The 18244-nt window shown below is 65.2% G+C and carries 21 protein-coding genes; 10 read left to right on the top strand and 11 right to left on the bottom strand.

Translation table 11 applies throughout. The features are described 5' to 3' along the window. The first annotated feature begins 74 nt into the window (after positions 1–74). Entirely contained in the window at positions 75–1088 is a 1014-nt protein-coding gene (locus V6M63_RS05950; protein ID WP_332740431.1) for a sulfate ABC transporter substrate-binding protein, read from the top strand. Positions 1089–1150: 62 nt separating this feature from the next. Continuing rightward, on the top strand, positions 1151–1444 hold the full coding sequence (locus tag V6M63_RS05945; RefSeq protein ID WP_332740429.1) for a DUF1330 domain-containing protein: 294 nt from the start codon (positions 1151–1153) through the stop codon (positions 1442–1444). 203 nt (positions 1445–1647) lie between these two features. Here V6M63_RS05945 and V6M63_RS05940 read toward each other — a convergent pair whose 3' ends face one another. Genes V6M63_RS05940 through V6M63_RS05910 form a run of 7 tightly spaced genes read right to left on the bottom strand, consistent with a single transcriptional unit; the run spans position 1648 to position 7701 of the window. Next, on the bottom strand, positions 1648–2166 hold the full coding sequence (locus tag V6M63_RS05940; RefSeq protein WP_332740427.1) for a DUF1269 domain-containing protein: 519 nt from the start codon (positions 2164–2166) through the stop codon (positions 1648–1650). Between the two features lie 22 nt (positions 2167–2188). Then, a complete protein-coding gene (locus V6M63_RS05935; protein WP_332740425.1) occupies positions 2189–2578 on the bottom strand; it encodes a cytochrome C oxidase subunit IV family protein in 390 nt (129 codons plus the stop codon). A gap of 16 nt (positions 2579–2594) precedes the next feature. Next, positions 2595–3299, bottom strand: a complete 705-nt coding sequence (locus V6M63_RS05930; protein ID WP_332740423.1) for a heme-copper oxidase subunit III family protein — start codon at positions 3297–3299, stop codon at positions 2595–2597. A gap of 14 nt (positions 3300–3313) precedes the next feature. After that, complete coding sequence (locus V6M63_RS05925; protein ID WP_332740421.1) at positions 3314–4009, bottom strand: cytochrome c oxidase subunit 3; 696 nt, start codon at positions 4007–4009, stop codon at positions 3314–3316. 4 nt (positions 4010–4013) lie between these two features. Next, complete coding sequence (locus V6M63_RS05920) at positions 4014–5813, bottom strand: cytochrome c oxidase subunit I (protein ID WP_442909550.1); 1800 nt, start codon at positions 5811–5813, stop codon at positions 4014–4016. 20 nt (positions 5814–5833) lie between these two features. Further along, complete coding sequence (locus tag V6M63_RS05915; RefSeq protein ID WP_332740419.1) at positions 5834–7186, bottom strand: c-type cytochrome; 1353 nt, start codon at positions 7184–7186, stop codon at positions 5834–5836. Between the two features lie 2 nt (positions 7187–7188). Next, the gene (locus V6M63_RS05910; protein ID WP_332740417.1) at positions 7189–7701 is read right to left on the bottom strand and encodes a hypothetical protein; all 513 of its coding nucleotides are present in this window, start codon (positions 7699–7701) and stop codon (positions 7189–7191) included. 221 nt (positions 7702–7922) lie between these two features. Here V6M63_RS05910 and serA point away from each other — a divergent pair, with 221 nt between their 5' ends. Further along, the gene (gene serA, locus V6M63_RS05905) at positions 7923–9185 is read left to right on the top strand and encodes a phosphoglycerate dehydrogenase (RefSeq protein WP_332740415.1); all 1263 of its coding nucleotides are present in this window, start codon (positions 7923–7925) and stop codon (positions 9183–9185) included. Positions 9186–9223: 38 nt separating this feature from the next. On the opposite strand, the gene V6M63_RS05900 is transcribed toward serA, so the two are convergent. Beyond that, a complete protein-coding gene (locus tag V6M63_RS05900; protein ID WP_332740525.1) occupies positions 9224–9424 on the bottom strand; it encodes a hypothetical protein in 201 nt (66 codons plus the stop codon). Positions 9425–9732: 308 nt separating this feature from the next. On the opposite strand from V6M63_RS05900, the gene V6M63_RS05895 reads away from it, so the two are divergent. The 5 genes from V6M63_RS05895 (at position 9733) to V6M63_RS05875 (ending at position 14182) form a co-directional block, all read left to right on the top strand. Further along, the gene (locus tag V6M63_RS05895) at positions 9733–10203 is read left to right on the top strand and encodes an RBBP9/YdeN family alpha/beta hydrolase (protein WP_332740413.1); all 471 of its coding nucleotides are present in this window, start codon (positions 9733–9735) and stop codon (positions 10201–10203) included. A gap of 105 nt (positions 10204–10308) precedes the next feature. Continuing rightward, positions 10309–11307, top strand: a complete 999-nt coding sequence (locus V6M63_RS05890) for a sulfate ABC transporter substrate-binding protein (RefSeq protein WP_332740411.1) — start codon at positions 10309–10311, stop codon at positions 11305–11307. Next, on the top strand, positions 11308–12204 hold the full coding sequence (gene cysT / locus V6M63_RS05885; RefSeq protein WP_332740409.1) for a sulfate ABC transporter permease subunit CysT: 897 nt from the start codon (positions 11308–11310) through the stop codon (positions 12202–12204). Then, positions 12201–13097, top strand: a complete 897-nt coding sequence (gene cysW, locus V6M63_RS05880; protein WP_332740407.1) for a sulfate ABC transporter permease subunit CysW — start codon at positions 12201–12203, stop codon at positions 13095–13097. Before cysT ends, cysW begins: the two co-directional genes overlap by 4 nt. Continuing rightward, positions 13094–14182, top strand: a complete 1089-nt coding sequence (locus V6M63_RS05875) for a sulfate/molybdate ABC transporter ATP-binding protein (protein WP_332740405.1) — start codon at positions 13094–13096, stop codon at positions 14180–14182. Before cysW ends, V6M63_RS05875 begins: the two co-directional genes overlap by 4 nt. 34 nt (positions 14183–14216) lie before the next feature. Here the strand turns inward: V6M63_RS05875 and V6M63_RS05870 are convergent, their stop codons facing one another. The 3 genes from V6M63_RS05870 to V6M63_RS05860 all read right to left on the bottom strand — a co-directional run bounded on the left by V6M63_RS05870 (position 14217) and on the right by V6M63_RS05860 (position 16581). Continuing rightward, a complete protein-coding gene (locus V6M63_RS05870) occupies positions 14217–14663 on the bottom strand; it encodes a PRC-barrel domain-containing protein (RefSeq protein WP_332740403.1) in 447 nt (148 codons plus the stop codon). Between the two features lie 72 nt (positions 14664–14735). Beyond that, complete coding sequence (locus V6M63_RS05865) at positions 14736–15569, bottom strand: Crp/Fnr family transcriptional regulator (RefSeq protein WP_332740401.1); 834 nt, start codon at positions 15567–15569, stop codon at positions 14736–14738. 217 nt (positions 15570–15786) lie between these two features. Beyond that, complete coding sequence (locus tag V6M63_RS05860; protein WP_332740399.1) at positions 15787–16581, bottom strand: Crp/Fnr family transcriptional regulator; 795 nt, start codon at positions 16579–16581, stop codon at positions 15787–15789. A 133-nt stretch (positions 16582–16714) separates the two neighbouring features. Between V6M63_RS05860 and V6M63_RS05855 the strand changes: the two genes are divergently transcribed. Then, a complete protein-coding gene (locus V6M63_RS05855; protein ID WP_332740397.1) occupies positions 16715–17203 on the top strand; it encodes a hemerythrin domain-containing protein in 489 nt (162 codons plus the stop codon). Between the two features lie 130 nt (positions 17204–17333). Beyond that, entirely contained in the window at positions 17334–18200 is an 867-nt protein-coding gene (hpnD, locus tag V6M63_RS05850) for a presqualene diphosphate synthase HpnD (RefSeq protein WP_332740395.1), read from the top strand. Positions 18201–18244 lie beyond the last annotated feature (44 nt).

Below are 18244 nucleotides of genomic sequence, written 5' to 3'. Positions count from 1 at the left end.
AAAATCCGTTCGTTCCCGAACTGCACCGAAGCCCGGATCATCCGGTCACTTCAACAGTTCACGGAAGGAACGACATGACCACCCGCCGCCAACTCATCCAGGCCCTCGCTGCCACCGCCCTCACCGCCAGTGCCCTGTCTGCCGTCGCCCAGCCCGCGCCAGTGACCTTGCTCAACGTGTCTTATGACCCGACGCGAGAGCTCTACGCGGAATACAACGCGGCCTTCGCCAAACACTGGAAGGCCAAGACCGGCCAGGACGTGACCATCAAGCAAAGCCATGGCGGCTCGGGCAAACAGGCCCGCTCCATCATCGACGGCCTGGACGCCGACGTGGCCACCCTGGCGCTGGCGGGTGACACGGACGCGCTGCACACCAACGGTGGCTGGATTCCGAAAGACTGGCAGAAGCGCCTGCCGCTCAACAGCTCGCCCTACACCTCCACCATCGTGCTGGTGACCCGCGCCGGCAACCCGAAAAACATCAGGGACTGGGACGACCTGATCCGCCCCGACGTGAAGGTCATCACCCCCAACCCCAAGACCTCGGGCGGCGCGCGCTGGAACTACCTGGCCGCATGGGAATTCGCCAAACGCAAGTTCGGCAGCGATGCGAAGGCGCAGGAATTCGTGGCCAGGCTCTACGCCAACGTCCCGGTGCTCGACTCGGGCGCTCGCGGCTCCTCCATCACCTTCGCCCAGCGCGCCCAGGGCGATGTGTTCATCTCCTGGGAAAACGAGGCCTACCTGCTGGAGAAGGAATTCGGCAACAAGGTCGACTTCGTCTACCCCTCGCTGTCCATCCTGGCCGAGCCCGCCGTGACCATCGTGGACAAGAACGTCGACAAGAAGGGCACGCGCGCCGTGGCCCAGGCCTACCTGGAATTCCTGTACACCGAAGAGGCGCAGGACATCATCGGCAAGAACTTCTACCGCCCGACCTCGGCCAAGGCCCAGGCCAAGTACGCCAGGCAGTTGCCCAAGCTCACCCTGTTCAAGATCGAAGACGCGTTCGGTGGCTGGGAGCAGGCGGCCAAGGTGCACTTTGCCGACGGCGGCACGTTTGACCAGATCTACACCCGAAAGTAAGGTGACCTGCTGTCACATAGGATGGTGACAGTCATTTTCATCCCAACCACACAGGAATCGTCATGCCCAAGGCCTACTGGATCGCCACGTACCGAACCATCAACGACCCCGCCGCACTGGCGGCGTACGCGGCACTCGCCGGCCCGGCCATCCAGGCCGCGGGTGGACGCTTCCTGGCGCGTGGCATGCCCGCGAAGGTGTACGAGGCGGCTGTCAACCAGCGCGCCGTGTTGATCGAGTTCGACAGCGTGGCGCAGGCCACCGGCGCGCACGACAGCCCGGCCTACCAGGAAGCGCTGAAGGCCCTGGGCCAGGGCGCTGAGCGCGACATCCGGATCGTCGAAGCGGTGGCGTAAAAGCCCGACTTCACCTGCGCAGGCGCCATGCCTGTGAGCGGGGCCCGGCTTACCGGCCTTTGCGAGCAGCCGCCTTCAACTCCCTGGCGCTCAACAGGTGCTCGGGGCTGTCGACCAGGCGCTGGACCGCGAGGTCGATGAAGGGAGGACGATCTTGCTCCTTGCCGTGCGGCACTGCGGCGCGCCCGGCCATGGCACCCCGCTCAGGGAAACGCGGGAATGTCCGGCTCCGTCCCCTCCAGGTGCGCCTCGGGATGCAATTCCTGCAGCCGCTTTTCAATCGCCTCGACCCGCCACATGGGCACGTCCACCATCAGCAGCACCCGGCCGCGCTCGATCTGGGCGGCGAAGCGCTGCAGGCGCTTGCTGGGCGTGGAGATGCCGATCATGGAGGAAGTCCAGGTGCCGAACAGCGCGCCGAAGATGGCCAGCCCGGGGGCGACGATTCCCCACTGCGTCCCGTCGCTCGCGATGGGATAGAGCACGGCCACCAGCGCCCCCAGCAGCCCGCCGAGGCCCGCGCCGACGATCAGGCCAATCTCGGCCGAGCGCACCACGTCGGAGGTCTGCAGCACGTTGGCCGCGTGCAGGCCGCGCATGTCGGCGTCCTCCCGGGCGGCGAAATGGATGTGGCGCACATCGATGCGCGCCAGCAACAAGTCGTTCATCGTGGTTCGGGCGCTGTCCAGGTCGGGCAGAAGCCAGTAGATGCGTTTGCGCATGATCAACTCCTTTGGGACGGTTTCAATGGTTGGCGCTGGTCTTCGGCTCCTCCACCGGCGCGAAGAACTCGCCGCGCGACAGGAAGGTGTAGTCGGCCTCCAGCGCACCGATGCCGATCAGCGTGATCAGCAGCAGCGGTGGCACCAGGATGGCGTAGATGAGGGCCAGGCGCTCCCACACCATGTGCATGAAGACGGCCACGATCAGCCCCGCCTTCAGCAGCATGAAGATGATGATGAGCGACCAGCGCAACAGGCCCTGCACCTGGGCGTAGTCCACCATGTAGGAGGCGGCGCTCAGCACGAACAGCAGGCCCCAGATCTTGAAGTAGATGCCCAGGGGATGCTGCTGGCCCTGGTCGTGCGAGCCCCCGCCGTGCCCTGCGTGCTGTCCGTGTTCTGCGTGGTCCATGCAAGACTCCCTCGATCTACCAGAGGTAGAAGAACGCGAAGATGAAGACCCACACCAGGTCCACGAAGTGCCAGTACAGGCCCATGATCTCCACGATCTCGTAGTTGCCCTTGCGGTGGGTGAGGAAGCCGGGCCGCTCGTGGTCGAGGTCGCCGCGCGCCACCTTGGAGGCGACGATGACCAGGAAGATCACGCCGATGCTCACGTGCGTTCCGTGGAAGCCCGTGATCATGAAGAAGGAGGCGCCGAACTGCGCCGCACCCCAGGGGTTGCCCCAGGGCCGCACGCCCTCGGAGATGAGCTTGTACCACTCGAAGGCCTGCATGCCGACGAAGGTGGCCCCGAGCGCCGCGGTGGCCACCAGCAGCCAGAAGGTCGTCCGGCGGTTGCGCCGGTAGCCGTAGTTGACCGCGAGCGCCATCGTGCCGCTGCTGGAGATCAACACGAAGGTCATGATGGCGATCAGCAGCAGGGGCACGTTCTTGCCGAACATCATGAGCGAGAACACCTCGCTCGTGTTGGGCCAGGGTGTGACGGTCGACATGCGCGCCGACATGTACGCGATCAGGAAGCTGCCGAAGATGAAGGTGTCCGACAGCAGGAAGATCCACATCATCGGCTTGCCCCAGGGCACGCCCTTGAAGGCGCGCTGGTCCGAGGCGACGTCACGCACGGCGCCGCGCCAGCCCTCGCCTGCCGCCAATGTCGCTTCGTTCGTCATGGTTCAGCTCCCTGTCAGAGGGGCGTGGCGGAACAGATCGCCAGCCCCAGGTCTTCCGACACCAGCAGCACGTACAGCAGCAACCACACCGCCAGCAGGTAGTGCCAATAGGTGGCGCACAGTTCGCAGGCCAGTCGCGTGCGCGCGGCGTCGGCCCCGCGCCAGACCCGCAGCGAGGCCCGCGCCCAGGCCACCAGCCCGCCCAGCACGTGCAGGCCGTGCACCGCCGTGAACAGGTAGAAGAAGGCGGTGGCCGCGCTGCTGGAGAGGAGAAGGCCTGCGTCGTGGTACTGCTTCCACACATAGAGCTGGCCGGCCAGGAAGGCGAAGGTCAGCAGGCCGCTGGCGGCCAGGCCGCGGCGCACGTTGTCGGCATCGGCACGGCGCGCGGAGTACACGGTCCATTCCATGGCCAGGCTGGCCCCCATCAGGAAGACGGTATTGAGCTGCAGGAGGCGCGGCCGCGGAATGGGACTCCAGTCGGCCAGGTCCAGCCGCATGACATAGGCGCTGACGAACAGCACGAACAGGGAGCTGGCCACGCCGAGGAAGACCCACAGCGCCACCTTGGCCGTGGGCATGGCCGCCAGGCCCACGCGCACCTCGGGCACCACCACCTCGGCGCGCCAGGGCTCCACCAGGGTCTGCCGCATCAGCCACCAGACGATGACGGCCACCAGCAGCGATAGAAAGATCAGGCCGATGGTCATGGCATCAGGCGCCGGCCGGCGGGTCGTTCCTGGCCCACGCTTCGGCCGCCACTTCCGAGGGCGGCACGTTCTGCGGGATGTAGTCGGTCTTCAGGCCTGCAACGCCGTAGTCGTAGGCCCAGCGGTGCACCGTCGGCAGTTCCTTGCCGAAGTTGCCGTGGGCGGGCGGTGTCTCGGGCGTCATCCATTCCAGGCTGGTGGCCTGCCAGGGGTTGCCGCCCGCGGGTTTGCCCTTGAAGTAGCTGTGCGCCAGGTTGTAGAGAAAGACCAGTTGCGCCGCGCCGACCACGAAGGCCGCCAGGGAGATCCAGGCATTGAGCAGGTGCGCCGAGTCCGGGATGAAGTTGGTGCCGCCGAAGCCGTAGTACCGCCGCGGGATCCCCATGAAGCCGAGGTAGTGCATGGGATAGAAGATGGCGTAGGTGCCGACGAAGGTCACCCAGAAGTGCAGCTTGCCCATGGTGTCGTCGAGCATGCGGCCTGTGATCTTGGGGTACCAGTGATAGATGGCGCCGAACACCACCAGCACCGGCGCGATGCCCATCACCATGTGGAAGTGGGCCACGACGAACATGGTGTCCGACAGCGGCAGGTCGACCACCACGTTGCCGAGGAACAGCCCCGTCAGGCCGCCGTTGACGAAGGTGAAGATGAAGGCGATGGCGAACAGCATCGGCACGTTCAGGCGGATGTTGCCCTTCCACAGGGTCAGCACCCAGTTGTAGACCTTGATCGCCGTGGGCACCGCGATGATCAGGGTGGTGGTGGCGAAGAAGAAGCCGAAGTACGGGTTCATGCCGCTCACGTACATGTGGTGCGCCCACACGATGAAGCTCAGGCCGCCGATGATCAGGATGGCCCAGACCATCATGCGGTAGCCGAAGATGCTCTTGCGCGAGTGCACGCTGATGAGGTCCGACACGATGCCGAAGGCCGGCAGCGCCACGATGTAGACCTCGGGGTGGCCGAAGAACCAGAACAGGTGCTGGAACAGCAGCGGGCTGCCACCGGTGTGGCCCAGCTGCTGGCCCTTGGAGACCAGCGCCGGCATGAAGAAGCTGGTGCCCAGCGTCTGGTCGAGGAACATCATGATGGCGCTCACGAACAGCGCCGGAAAGGCCAGCAGCGCCATGATGGTGGCCATGAAGATGCCCCACACCGTCAGCGGCATCCGCATCAGGGTCATGCCTCGGGTGCGCGCCTGCAGCACGGTCACCACGTAGTTGAGGCCACCCATGGTGAATCCGATGACGAACACGCCCAGCGAGATCAGCATCAGCAGGATGCCCCAGTTGGCGCCCGGCGTGCCGTCCAGGATGGCCTGCGGCGGATAGAGCGTCCATCCGGCACCGGTGGGCCCGCCCGGCACGAAAAAGCTGGCCACCAGGATCAGCACGGCCGCCAGGTAGATCCAGTAGCTGAGCATGTTGACGTAGGGGAACACCATGTCGCGCGCGCCCACCATCAGCGGAATCAGGTAGTTGCCGAAGCCTCCCAGGAACAACGCCGTCAGCAGGTAGATCACCATGATCATCCCGTGCATGCTCACCAGTTGCAGGTAGACGGCCGGATCGATGAACGAGACCTGGCCCGGAAAGCCCAGCTGCAATCGCATGAGCCAGGAGAACACCAGCGCCACCAGGCCGATGGCCATCGCCGTCAGCGCGTACTGGATCGCGATGACCTTGGCGTCCTGGCTCCAGATGTACTTGCCGATGAAGGTCTTGGGGTGGTAGAGGTGGGCCTCTGCCACTTCCGCCGGCGGAGCGACTTCCGTTTCGTCGTGCGCGACATGAGTGCCCATTCAGCCTCCCCGGTGTGGTTTCAACGCGTGTTGATGTAGGCGAGGATGTCGCCGACCGCGGCGTCGTCCCTGAGCATTCCAGAGACCAGCCCCATCTGAGCGCCGTAGATGTCCTGCGGGTGCGCACCGCGCACGCCGTCACGGAAGTTCTTCAGCTGCGTGGCCATGTACCAGTCGTTCATGCCCTGCAGCCGCGGCGCATTGGTCGCGGCGATGCCCCGGCCCTCGGCGCCGTGGCAGGCGGCGCAGGTGGCCCAGCGCGCACGTCCCTTGTCGGCGTTGCCCTTGATGGTGCCTGCCGGCCGGGTGTCGGGCAGCGAGGCGATGTAGGCCACCACGTCGGCGACGGCGCTGCCATCCGCCAGCGTGGCCGCCATGGGCGCCATCATCTTGCCGAAGGTGTCTTTCTCGTGCGTCCCCCGGGCGCCGCTCTTGAACAGGTGCAGCTGCCGCTCGAGGTACCACGCGCTCTGCCCCGCGAGCTTGGGCGCGTTGAGCGCCACGTTGCCCTCGCCGTTGACGCCGTGGCAGGCGACGCAGACGGCATAGAGGTTCTTGCCGATGGTGGCATTGGCGGCTGGCGTGTCGCGCAACTGGGCATAGGTTGGCTGCTTCTCCAGCCAGGCGGCGTAAGCGGCGGGCTCGTCCACCACCAGGCGGCCGCGCATGGCGAAGTGGCCGACGCCGCACAGTTCCTCGCACAGCAGGTCGAAGGAGCCCGTGCGGATGGGCGTGAACCAGGTATAGGTGACCATGCCGGGCACCATGTCCATCTTCACCCGCATTTCGGCGATGGCGAAGTTGTGCAGGACGTCCTTGGAGCGCAGCAGCAGCTTGAGCGGCTTGCCCAGCGGCACCCGCAGTTCCGGAGTGGTCAGCAGGATGTCGTCGCGGCCGGCGGCATCCGAGGGATTCATGCCGAAGGGATTGGCGTCCGTCACGTAGCGGGCGTGGGTGGTTCCGAGCTTGCCGTCCTTGCCGGGCAGGCGATAGCTCCAGTGCCATTGCTGCGCAACTGCCTCGACCACCTGCGCGTCCTGTGGCACGTTGACGACCTGCGACCACACCACCAAGCCGGGCGCGAGCATGGCGGCGACGCCGACGGCTGTGAGGACCAGCAGCCACCACTCGAGCTTCTTGTTCTCGGGCTGGTATTCGGCGTGCGAGCCTGGGCGGTGGCGGTAGCGGATCACCGCCCAGGCCATGAAGAGGCTGAGGGCGACGAAGACGAAACCGGTCACCCAGAAGGTGATGGAGATGGTGGTGTCGATGGCCTGCCAGTTGGAGGCGATCGGCGTGAAGTACCAGGGGCTCAGAAAGTGGAAGAGGACCGAGCCCAGCGCCAGGATGACGAGTGCCAGGGCGATCGCCATCGCTAGGACTCCGTCGCAGTTCGTTTCAGCCGCCAGTACAGGACGGCGGCCACACAACCGAAGACGAGGTGCGCGGCCAGGGTGGCCGTGCCACGCAGGCCGGCCAGCCAGGGGAAGAATGCGGTGAGCCCTTCGAAGTTGACCACGTACAGCAGCAAGCCCATGAACGCGCCCGTCACCAACGCCTGTAGCGGCTCGGTGTCGAGCCGCAGCTGCGCCAGAATGACCGCCAGCACCAGTCCGAAGACGATGCCCAGCGCGTAATGGGTGAGCAGCGCGATGAAGACCACGCTGATGCTGAAGCGGTAATCGCCCGTTTGCAGGCTGTCGGTTACGCCGCTGAAGATCGGCGCAATCATGTGGGACGTCCGCCAGGGGCCGTCAGGGTTGAAGATGGCCGACCAGACCAGGTCCAGGACCATCAGCACGGCACCCGCGGCGAAACCGGAGACCGCTGCCGCGACCCAGTCCATCGCACGCCAGTGCCAGCTGCGCAAACCAAGAAACGTTTCCATGGCGCTCTCCCTCGTGCGAGAGTTGTGCCCATGCTGTCCGGCCCGCGCCGGAACAACGCCTGGCAACCTTGTACACCCGTTAATCCGTCAACGCAAGCAAGCGCGCCTGGCGCCGACGGCGTGGATGGATCAGCGCAGGCACAGTTGGAATGCCCCTTCCCCAAATGGGAGACCCGCCCACCGGATGGTCCCGGGCCAGCCCACCACCTATATTGCTTTCCATGAACAACACGGCCCCCGCGGATGTGAATGCCAGCCCCAAGACATCGGTCGACAAGGAAAAGATCCGCTTTCTGTTGCTGGAAGGCATACACCCCTCTGCCGTTGACGTGCTGAAGGCGGCCGGCTACTCCAGGATCGAGAGCCTTCCCGGCGCACTGCCGGAGGCGGAACTCAAAGCCCGCATCGCGGACGCCCATTTCCTGGGCATACGCTCACGCACTCAACTCACGGTTGAGGTGCTGGCCCATGCCCGCCGGTTGACAGCCGTGGGGTGCTTCTGCATCGGCACGAACCAGGTGAACCTTGCGGCGGCGCGGGAACGGGGCATTGCGGTTTTCAATGCACCGTTTTCCAACACCCGATCCGTTGCCGAACTGGTGCTCGCCGAGGCCATTCTGTTGATGCGCGGCATCCCCGAAAAAAATGCGGTCGCCCATCGGGGCGGATGGCTCAAATCCGCCAGCAACGCGTACGAGATCCGAGGCAAGACGCTCGGCATCGTGGGCTACGGGGCCATCGGCACGCAGCTGTCGGTGCTGGCCGAAGCGCTGGGCATGAAGGTGGTTTTCTTCGACATCGTCGCCAAACTTCCCATGGGCAATTCGCGGCCAATGTCCACCCTGGCCGAGTTGCTGTCGGTGTCTGATGTGGTGAGCCTGCATGTCCCGGAAACGGCTGACACGCAATGGATGATCGGAGCACCTCAAATCGCGCTCATGAAGCCGCACTCGGTGCTGATCAACGCCTCGCGCGGCAGCGTGGTCGAACTTGAAGCGCTGGCCAGCGCGCTGCATCGCAAGGCCTTGCTGGGTGCCGCCATCGACGTGTTTCCGCAAGAGCCTCATGGCAACGACGACAGCTTCGAGTCACCCCTGCGCGGCCTGGACAACGTGATCCTCACGCCGCACATTGGGGGATCGACGCTGGAAGCGCAGGAGAACATCGGTGTCGAGGTGGCGGAAAAACTCGTCAAGTACAGCGACAACGGCACCACCACCTCGGCGGTCAACTTTCCCGAAGTGGCCTTGCCGGCACACCCGGGCAAGCACCGTCTGCTGCACATCCACCACAACGTCCCGGGTGTGCTCTCCAGCATCAACCGCATCTTCTCGGACCTCCACATCAACATTGCGGCGCAGTACCTGCAAACGCGCGAGAACGTGGGCTACGTGGTGATGGACATCGAAGCGGCCCACTCGGAACTGGCGCTGTCCCGACTGGCCGAGGTGCCCGGAACACTGCGCAGCCGCGTCTTGTTTTGAGGCCTGGGGCCCGCGCGCGGGTTCCAGGCGCATCGGTCTCACGCCATGTAGACGGCGATGAAGGCCAGCATGAAGATGAGGATGGCGCCCATGGTGGGCAACACCAGAGGCATGTAGTGCACCACCGAATCGAGAATGTCTTCAGCCTGCTCATCGGCGTACGCTCTCAGCTCTGGGTCCGAGTATTCCAGGGGATGTTCGGCCAGGGCCTGATCTGGCGGTGGTTGTCGGTGCGGCATGGTGATCTCCTTTTTTGATCTCATTCGCCCGGGAGGACGAACGGCTTCTCCGCCCTTGCAAGGCGATCGGCTCTTGCAGTGTGCCCCGATCTCTCTTTCTCGCGTGTGTCTTTTCGTCAGACCCCGTGGATCCCAGGCCTCGCGGCCCTCGATGTCCTCGCCCAGCGCGTGCAGGAGTTGCTCGACGAAGTCATCCATGGCCAGCAGTGCGTGCGGCAGAAACAGGCCTGTGTGCTCCACACATCGCGCGACTCGCCGGCGTCCATGTCGCTCCATATGCCGAGCCCCCATAAACAAACTACTTCATAGTGCTGCGGGTGGAGCAGGACGACTGGGTTGCGCCCGTGCGCAATGCCTGGGTCGCGCGGCTGAGCGAAACCATCCAGCGTGCGCCCGGCCCCGTGGTGGTGGTCGCCCACAGCCTGGGCTGCATCACCACCACCCACCTGCCGCCCGAGGTGGCGCAGCGCATCCAGGGCGCGCTGCTGGTGGCGCCGGCCGACCCCGAGCGCCGCGGCGTGCTGGCCGACTTCGCGCCCGTGCCCTACCAGCGCCTGCCCTACCGCAGCATCCTCGTGGCCAGCAGCAACGACCCGTATTGCCCGGTGCGCACGGCCGGCGCCTACGCGCGGGCGTGGGGCAGCGAGTTCGTGCGACTCAACGATGCCGGCCACATCAACGTGGACTCGGGCCATGGTCCCTGGCCGCTGGGTCTCGCGCTGCTGCAGTCGCTCGGGGCCGATGTGCCCGCCGCCACCCGCGCGGTGGAACCGGCCTGACCCGGGCTTATGTCCGAGGCACATAAGGAAACAAGAACAAAGTCGTTTGGATTCGCCGGGCCCGCGCTCAGAATTCTTCACATCCTGTTTCCGTTTGGAGCCCCCATGAACAACACCCTGCGCGTGGCCCTGGCCGCCGTCGCCCTCTCCACTTCCGCGCTGGCATCCGCCCAGACCACGCTGCTCAACGTCTCGTACGACGTGGCGCGCGAGTTCTACAAGGACATCAACGTGGCCTTCGCCGCGAGCTACAAGAAGTCCACCGGCAAGGACATCAAGGTCGACCAGTCGCACGCGGGATCTAGCGCGCAGGCGCGTGCCGTGGCCGACGGCCTGGAGGCCGATGTGGTGACCTTCAACACCACGACCGATGTGCAGTTCCTCGCCGACAAGGGCGTGGTCGCGGCCGATTGGGCCAAGCGGTTCCCCAACAACGCATCGCCCACCACGTCCACCATGCTGTTCCTGGTGCGCAATGGCAACCCCAAGAACATCAAGGACTGGGACGACCTGATCAAACCCGGCGTGCAGGTGGTGGTGGTCAACCCGAAGACCGGCGGCAACGGCCGCTATGCCTATCTCGCGGCCTGGGGCCACATCCGCGCCAAGGGCGGCACCGACGAGCAGGCCGCCGAATTCGTCGGCAAGCTCTACAAGAACGTGCCGGTACTGGCACGCGGCGGGCGTGATGCCACAGGCACCTTCCTGCAACGCAACATCGGCGACGTGCTGATCACCTTCGAGTCCGAGGTCGTGTCGGTCAACAACGAGTTCGGCGCCGGCAAGGTCGACGCCATCCACCCCAGCGCGTCCATCGTGGCGGAAAACCCGGTGGCCATCGTCGAACGCACCGTGAACAAGAAGGGCTCTGCCGCTGAAGCCAAGGCCTACCTCGATTTCCTCTACAGCCCCGAAGGCCAGGAGATCGCCGCGAAGCACAACATCCGCCCGCGCAACGAAGCGGTGTTGAAGAAGTACGCCACGGCGTTCAAGCCGATCAAGTTGTTCAACGTCGGCGACTACTTTGGCTCGCTGGCCGAAGCGCAAAAAGTGCACTTCAACGACGGCGGCCAGTTCGACAAAATTTACACCCTTGGTAAATAGATGGCTGTCGCTCCTTCTACCGTGCTGGGTGGCTCCACCGCCCCGCACGGAATTTCCCTGCCCCGCCGCGCCACGCGCCGCGTGCTGCCGGGCTTCAACATCACGCTGGGCTTCACGGTTTTCTACCTGAGCCTGATCGTGCTGATCCCGCTCTCGGCGCTGATCTTCAAGACCTTCACGCTGACCTGGCCGCAGTTCTGGGACGCCGTCACCGCGCCGCGTGTGCTGGCTTCCTACAGGCTCACCTTCGGCGCCTCGCTGATCGCCGCGCTGGTCAACGCCTTCTTCGGCCTGCTGGTGGCCTGGGTGCTGGTGCGCTACAACTTTCCGGGCAAGAAGATCGTCGATGCCCTGGTGGACCTGCCGTTTGCGCTGCCCACCGCCGTGGCCGGCATTTCGCTCACCGCCATCCTCGCCGGCAACGGCTGGATCGGCCAGTACACCGAGCCGCTGGGCCTGCAGCTCGCCTTCAACCCCAACGGCGTGGTGATCGCGCTCATCTTCATCGGCCTGCCCTTTGTGGTGCGCACGGTGCAGCCGGTGCTGGAAGACACCGAGAAGGAACTGGAAGAAGCCGCCACCTGCCTGGGCGCCACGCGCTGGCAGACCTTCAGCCGCGTGATCTTCCCGAGCATCGCCCCTGCCCTGCTCACCGGCTTTGCCATGGCCTTCGCTCGTGCGGTGGGTGAATACGGCTCGGTCATCTTCATCGCCGGCAACATGCCCATGATTTCCGAAATCACGCCCCTCATCATCATCAGCAAGCTCGAGCAGTACGACTACGCCGGCGCCACCGCCGTGGCCACCGTCATGCTGGCCATCTCGTTCGTGTTGCTGCTGCTCATCAACGGCCTTCAGACCTGGCAGCGCAAGCGCAGCGGTGGAGCGATGGCATGAGCGCAACGTCTGTCCGCACCGAAGCGCCCTGGGTGCGCCACACGCTGATCGGCATTGCGCTGGTCTTCATGTTCCTCTTCCTGGTGCTGCCGCTGGCCGCCGTGTTCACCGAGGCCCTGCGCAAGGGCTGGGACGCCTACTGGGAAGCGCTGCAGGAACCCGACGCCTGGTCGGCGATCCGGCTGACGCTGATCACCGCCGCCATTGCCGTTCCGCTGAACCTGGTGTTCGGCGTGGCCGCGGCCTGGTGCATCGCCAAGTACGAGTTCCGTGGCAAGTCCTTCCTGACCACGCTGATCGACCTGCCGTTCTCCGTCTCGCCGGTGGTCGCGGGCCTGATCTACGTGCTGGTGTTCGGCGCGCAGGGCTGGTTCGGCCCGTGGCTCATGGAGCACGACATCAAGATCATCTTCGCCGTGCCCGGCATCATCCTGGCCACGGTCTTCGTCACCTTCCCCTTCATCGCGCGTGAGCTCATTCCGCTGATGCAGGCGCAAGGCAACGACGAAGAGCAGGCCGCGCAGGTGCTGGGCGCCAGCGGCTGGCAGACCTTCTGGTACGTGACCCTGCCCAACATCAAGTGGGGCCTGATCTACGGCGTGATCCTGTGCAACGCACGCGCCATGGGCGAGTTCGGCGCGGTCTCGGTGGTCTCGGGCCACATCCGCGGCCAGACCAACACCATGCCGCTGCACGTGGAGGTGCTCTACAACGAGTACCAGTCGGTGGCGGCGTTTGCGGTGGCCTCGCTGCTCGCGCTGCTGGCCCTGGTCACGCTGGTGATCAAGTCGGTGGCCGAGTGGCGAATGGAAGCCGAGATGAAGGCACTGGCCGAGTTGCCACCTGAGCGGCCCACGCAAGCCGTCAACCCCTTGCTGGGACAGACATCATGAGCATTGAAATCCGCAACATCAACAAACACTTCGGCACCTTCCAGGCGCTGGACAACGTCAACCTCGACATCCACTCGGGTGAGCTGCTCGCGCTGCTCGGCCCCTCGGGCTGCGGCAAGACCACGCTGCTGCGCATCATCGCGGGCCTCGAAACACCCGACACCGGCAACATCCTGTTCAGCGGCGAAGACACCACCGACGTGCACGTGCGCGAGCGCAACGTGGGTTTCGTGTTTCAGCACTACGCTCTGTTCCGCCACATGACCGTGCTGGAAAACGTGGCGTTTGGCCTGCGCGTGAAGCCGCGCGGCGAGCGCCCGAGCGACGCGCAGATCAAGGCCAAGGTGCACGACCTGCTCAAGCTGGTGCAGCTCGACTGGCTGGCCGACCGCTACCCCTCGCAGCTTTCGGGCGGCCAGCGCCAGCGCATTGCCCTGGCGCGCGCGCTCGCGGTCGAACCCAAGGTGCTACTGCTGGATGAGCCCTTCGGCGCGCTCGACGCCAAGGTGCGCAAGGAACTGCGCCGCTGGCTGCGTCGCCTGCACGACGAGTTGCACGTGACCAGCGTGTTCGTCACGCACGACCAGGAAGAAGCGCTTGAAGTGGCCGACCGCGTGGTGCTGATGAACCAGGGCCATGTGGAGCAGGTGGGCGCTCCGCAGGAAGTGTGGGACCGCCCGGCCAGCCCCTTCGTATATGGCTTTCTGGGCGACGTGAACCTCTTTCACGGGCGTGCGCACGAAGGCCAGATGCATCTGGAGGGCGTGTCGATTGCATCGCCCGAACACGCCGGCGCGCAGGACGCCAGGGCCTTCGCCTACGTGCGTCCGCACGAACTGGATGTGCTGCCCTACGCCGCGGGGCTCAGCGGCATGGTCGTCAAGCTGGACCGAGCCGTCGTGGTGGGGCCGATCGCCCGCCTCGAACTCCTGCCCCTGGAGACTCCCACCAACGGCGAGAAACCCACGCTGATTGAAGCCCACCTGTCGGCCGATCGCTTCAAGGATCTCGGCATCCAGGAAGGCGACACCGTGGTGGTCGCGCCCAGAAAAGCGCGCGTGTTCCTGCATCCCCACGCCAGCTGATCCGCAGGCCGCCCCCCAACGCAAAGGCGCAGGATCAGCGGTCCACCTCCTCGGTGGATTCATCCGGTTGCGTGCCGTAGAACTCGTGCACGTCCTTCGCCCACTCGGGGTCGGCCATGTCGGGCCAGTGCTGTTTGTCAAAGCCCGGCGCGCTCTCCAGGCGCGCCTTGCTCACGCGCAGCACGAAGCACCGGCTGGTGGTGTCCAGCTCCAGCGCCGCCCACGGCACGGCAAACAGCTTTTCGCCCACGCCGAGAAATCCACCGAACGCCAGCACCGCGTAGTCCACCCGGCCGGTCTGCACGTCGAGCATGATTTCCCGGATCTCACCCAGGTCTTCATCACGATCATTGAAGACGTCGTTGCCGATCAATGTGCTGGCGCCCATGAGCCGGGGGCCCGGACCTTGGCGAGGGGTGGGGTCCCCTCGGCGGGTTGCATTGGCGTGGAGGGCGGGTTCTTCAAGCGTTTCGTCGTGCATGGCGGTTCTCCGTTCGATGAACAGAAGCCATGCTGGCAAAAGTGCGTCGCCGGGTCTGTGCGCCGGCGCACCTCACACGTGGGCGGTTCCGCGATCCAGCGAACAGGTGCCGGGCACGGCGCCAGCGCCCGCCTGGACCGGCTTGGTCTGCAACACCGCATCGTTCTTCAGGCGGTCGTAGGCGTCGCGAATCACGCTGTGGCATTCGCAGCTGTGGTTCTCCAGGCCAGCCCGGTCCAGCACCGACATCTGTCCTCGGCCATAGCGGATCACGCCAGCTTTCTGCAGGCGCAGCGCCCCACCGGTCACGCCTTCTCGGCGCACCCCCAACATGCTGGCAATGCGCTCCTGCGTGATGTGCAGTTTGTCGTCAGGCTGGCGCTCCAGGTGCACCAGCAACCAGCGCGCGAGTTGCTGGTCGAGCGAGTGGTGGCGGTTGCAGGCCGAGGTTTGCGACATGTGCTGGAACAGCGTGCGGGTGTAATTGAGCAGGTGGTGCATCACCTGTTCCGAGCGCTTGGCGTGGTGCGCGATGGACTGTGCGCTCATGCGATAGCCGTGACCACCCCGGCTCACCAGGGCCGTGTTCTGGGCCATCACGGTGCCGCTGGCGGTGGTGCCGTTGTTGGCGTTGCTGCTGCCCATGAAGGCATCCACACCCACCATGCCTTCGCTGCCAACCGCAGCCACTTCCACCGTGGCGCCGTCCAGCATTGTGGAAACCAGCGAGACAACGGCGGTGGTTGGAAAGTACACATGGCGCAAGCTGGCGCCCGCTTCAAACAAGGTGCTGCAGGCGGGCATCTCGACCCACTCCAGGTGGGATTCGATGTAACGCCAGTCTTCGAACGGCATGGCCGCGAGCAACTGGTTTTGTTCGCGGTGGGAAACGGCAGAAGATGTCATTTGCATGCGCCTCATGGTTGTTGTTCGATCGGCCCTGCCGCCTCGGGCGCAGGGCTTCGACATGAGCGCAGTGAAAAGATCTCTACGCCCCGGTCAGGGACGCAATGTAGGTTGATGCATATGAGGTTTCCATGTCGAAAGACACATACCCTCAACGCTTTACATAACTTGTCAATCGGTTACATCCCGGGGGCGCCGGCCCACCCGCGCACCGACCTCAGACCAGGGGTCGCTGGGGCGGATTCCCGTCGCCGTAGAGATCGGCCAGGCGCGCCAGCGCCTTCACATCGCGCAGGAACAGGCGGCCGTCCTTGATCTGGTGCAGGCCGCGCTTCTCCAGCTTGCGCAAGGTCTTGTTGGTGTGCACCAGCGACAGGCCCAGCGCGTCGGCAATGTGCTGCTGGGTCAGGGGAAAAGCCACGCCGCCCGCGCCCTTGTCTTGCTGCAGCGCGGCCGCGCGCTTGAACAGCAGGATCAGGGTGCTGGCGATGCGTTCTTCGGCGCTGCGCCGGCCCACCGACAGCAGCGTGTCGTCCACCAGCGATTCCTCGTGCGCTGTGAGCCAGGTCACATTGAAGCCCATGGTGGGCGAGCGGCGGTGGATCTCCCACAGCGCGTCGCGCTGGAACACGCAGAAGCTGGCCGGTGTGAGCGTGTCCACGCCGTGCGCGGCGGCATCGCCCATCTTCTGCTGCACACCAATGAAATCACCGGCGAGCAGGAAGCTCAGGATCTGGCGCCGCCCGTCGCTCAGGGTCTTGTAGCGGAAGGCCCAGCCTTGCAGCAGGGTGTAGAGCGGTGCATCGGTCTGGCCTTCGTGGATCAGCGTCTCGTTGGCCTCCACCCGCAGCGCACGGCGCTTGAGCGACTGCACGAGTTCCAGCTCTTCAGGGGTGTGCTCCACAAACAAGGGCAAGGTCCTTAACGGGCATTCGGTGCAGCGCATGGCGGCGGCGGGTGCCTGATCGGGCCAACCGGCCTCGGGCGCTGGACTGACGGCGGATGTGGGCATGGATCTGCTTCTGTTGGGAGACTGTGAGTTCAAACAGCCGGACGGCTGAGCACCGGCGTCGCAGTGAATGTACCGGTTGCCATTGTGTTCGACAGCGCACAGACCCCAACAAGTGATGGCCTTACGGTGGCGCATGAACACCGAACAACGAGCCCACCGCGGGGGGCGCCTGGCCAAACGGGCGCCCCCCAGCCGGCCCATGCCCGACGCCATATCCAGGATTGCGGCCGAACACGCCGAATTGCAGCAGATGTTCACGGCGTTCGAAAACACGCGCTCGGTGAACAACAAACGTTTTCTGGTGGAGCGCATCTGCACCACCGTGGTGGTGCACGCGCAGGTCAAGGAAGAAATCTTCTACCCGGCGGTCGAGGCGGTGATGCCACAGGCCACACCGCAACATGACACCATGAAGGCACTCGTGGCCCACATCCAGAGCCTGGATCCCGTGGCCGAGGAGGTCGACGGGCCCATCCAGGTGCTGGCCGAAGAGGTGAAGCAGCACGTGTCGACCTTGCGCGAGAACATGCTGCCGCGGGTCAAGGAGTCCTGCATTGATCTGGTGGAGCTCGGGGACCGCATGGCCCGGCGCAAGGCCGAACTGATCGCGCAACACCCCTGAATCGGCAGCCACCGCGCATCTCCAGCGTCCAGGCCTGGACCACGCGGTGTCATGAGCGTTGACAAACCTGCCAGCCCCGGCACGGGGCATCCTGGGTATGGGTACGTACACTTGTCGGAAAAACGCGCCCATGACCCCTCAAGACTACGTCCAGCAAAAAGCAGCCGCCTCCGGCAGCAGCTTCTACTACGCCTTCCTGTTCCTGCCCGCCGAGCGGCGCGCCGCGATCACCGCCTTCTATGCCTTTTGCCGCGAGGTCGACGACGTGGTGGACGAGGTCAGCGACCCCGCCGTGGCACAGACCAAGCTGGCCTGGTGGCGGCGCGAGGTGGCGCAATCGTTTGCCGGCTCACCCACCCACCCGGTGATGCGAGCGCTCTTGCCCCTGAGCCACACCTATGCCATCGAAGCCCGGCACCTGAACGCCGTGATCGACGGCTGCCAGATGGACCTGGAGCAGAACCGCTACCTCGATTTCGCCAACCTGCAACGCTACTGCCACCTGGTGGCCGGCGTGGTGGGTGAAGTGGCCGCGCGCATCTTCGGCCAGACGCAATTGCAAACCACCGAGTACGCGCACCGGCTGGGCCTGGCGTTTCAGCTCACCAACATCGTGCGCGACGTGGGTGAAGACGCCGCGCGCGGACGCATCTACCTGCCGGTCAACGAACTGCAAAGCTTCAACGTGAAGGCACACGAGCTGCTTCAGCGTGGCGCGGCGCCCGGCACCGACGAAGCCGATTTCAAGCGCCGCTTCACCGCACTCATGCAGTTCCAGTGCACCCGCGCACTGCAGACCTACGACGACGCCCTGGCCCTGCTGCCCGCGGCCGACCGCCGCGCCCAGAAGCCGGGCCTGATGATGGCCAGCATCTACCGCACCCTGCTGCAGGAAATCGCTGCCGATCCGTTGCTGGTGTTGACCCAGCGGGTCAGCCTCACACCGTTGCGCAAGTTCTGGCTCGCCTGGAAGGTGCAAGCCCTCGGCAGGCTATGAGCATGGCCCCCACGCTCCACCGCTGGCGCGGGTCGCTGCCCCCC

The sequence above is a fragment of the Hydrogenophaga sp. genome, assembly GCF_036675665.1.
In the GTDB taxonomy this organism is placed as follows: domain Bacteria; phylum Pseudomonadota; class Gammaproteobacteria; order Burkholderiales; family Burkholderiaceae_C; genus Hydrogenophaga.
Note: the sequence above shows the minus strand (reverse complement) of the source record. Positions and strands in the feature narration are given on the sequence as shown.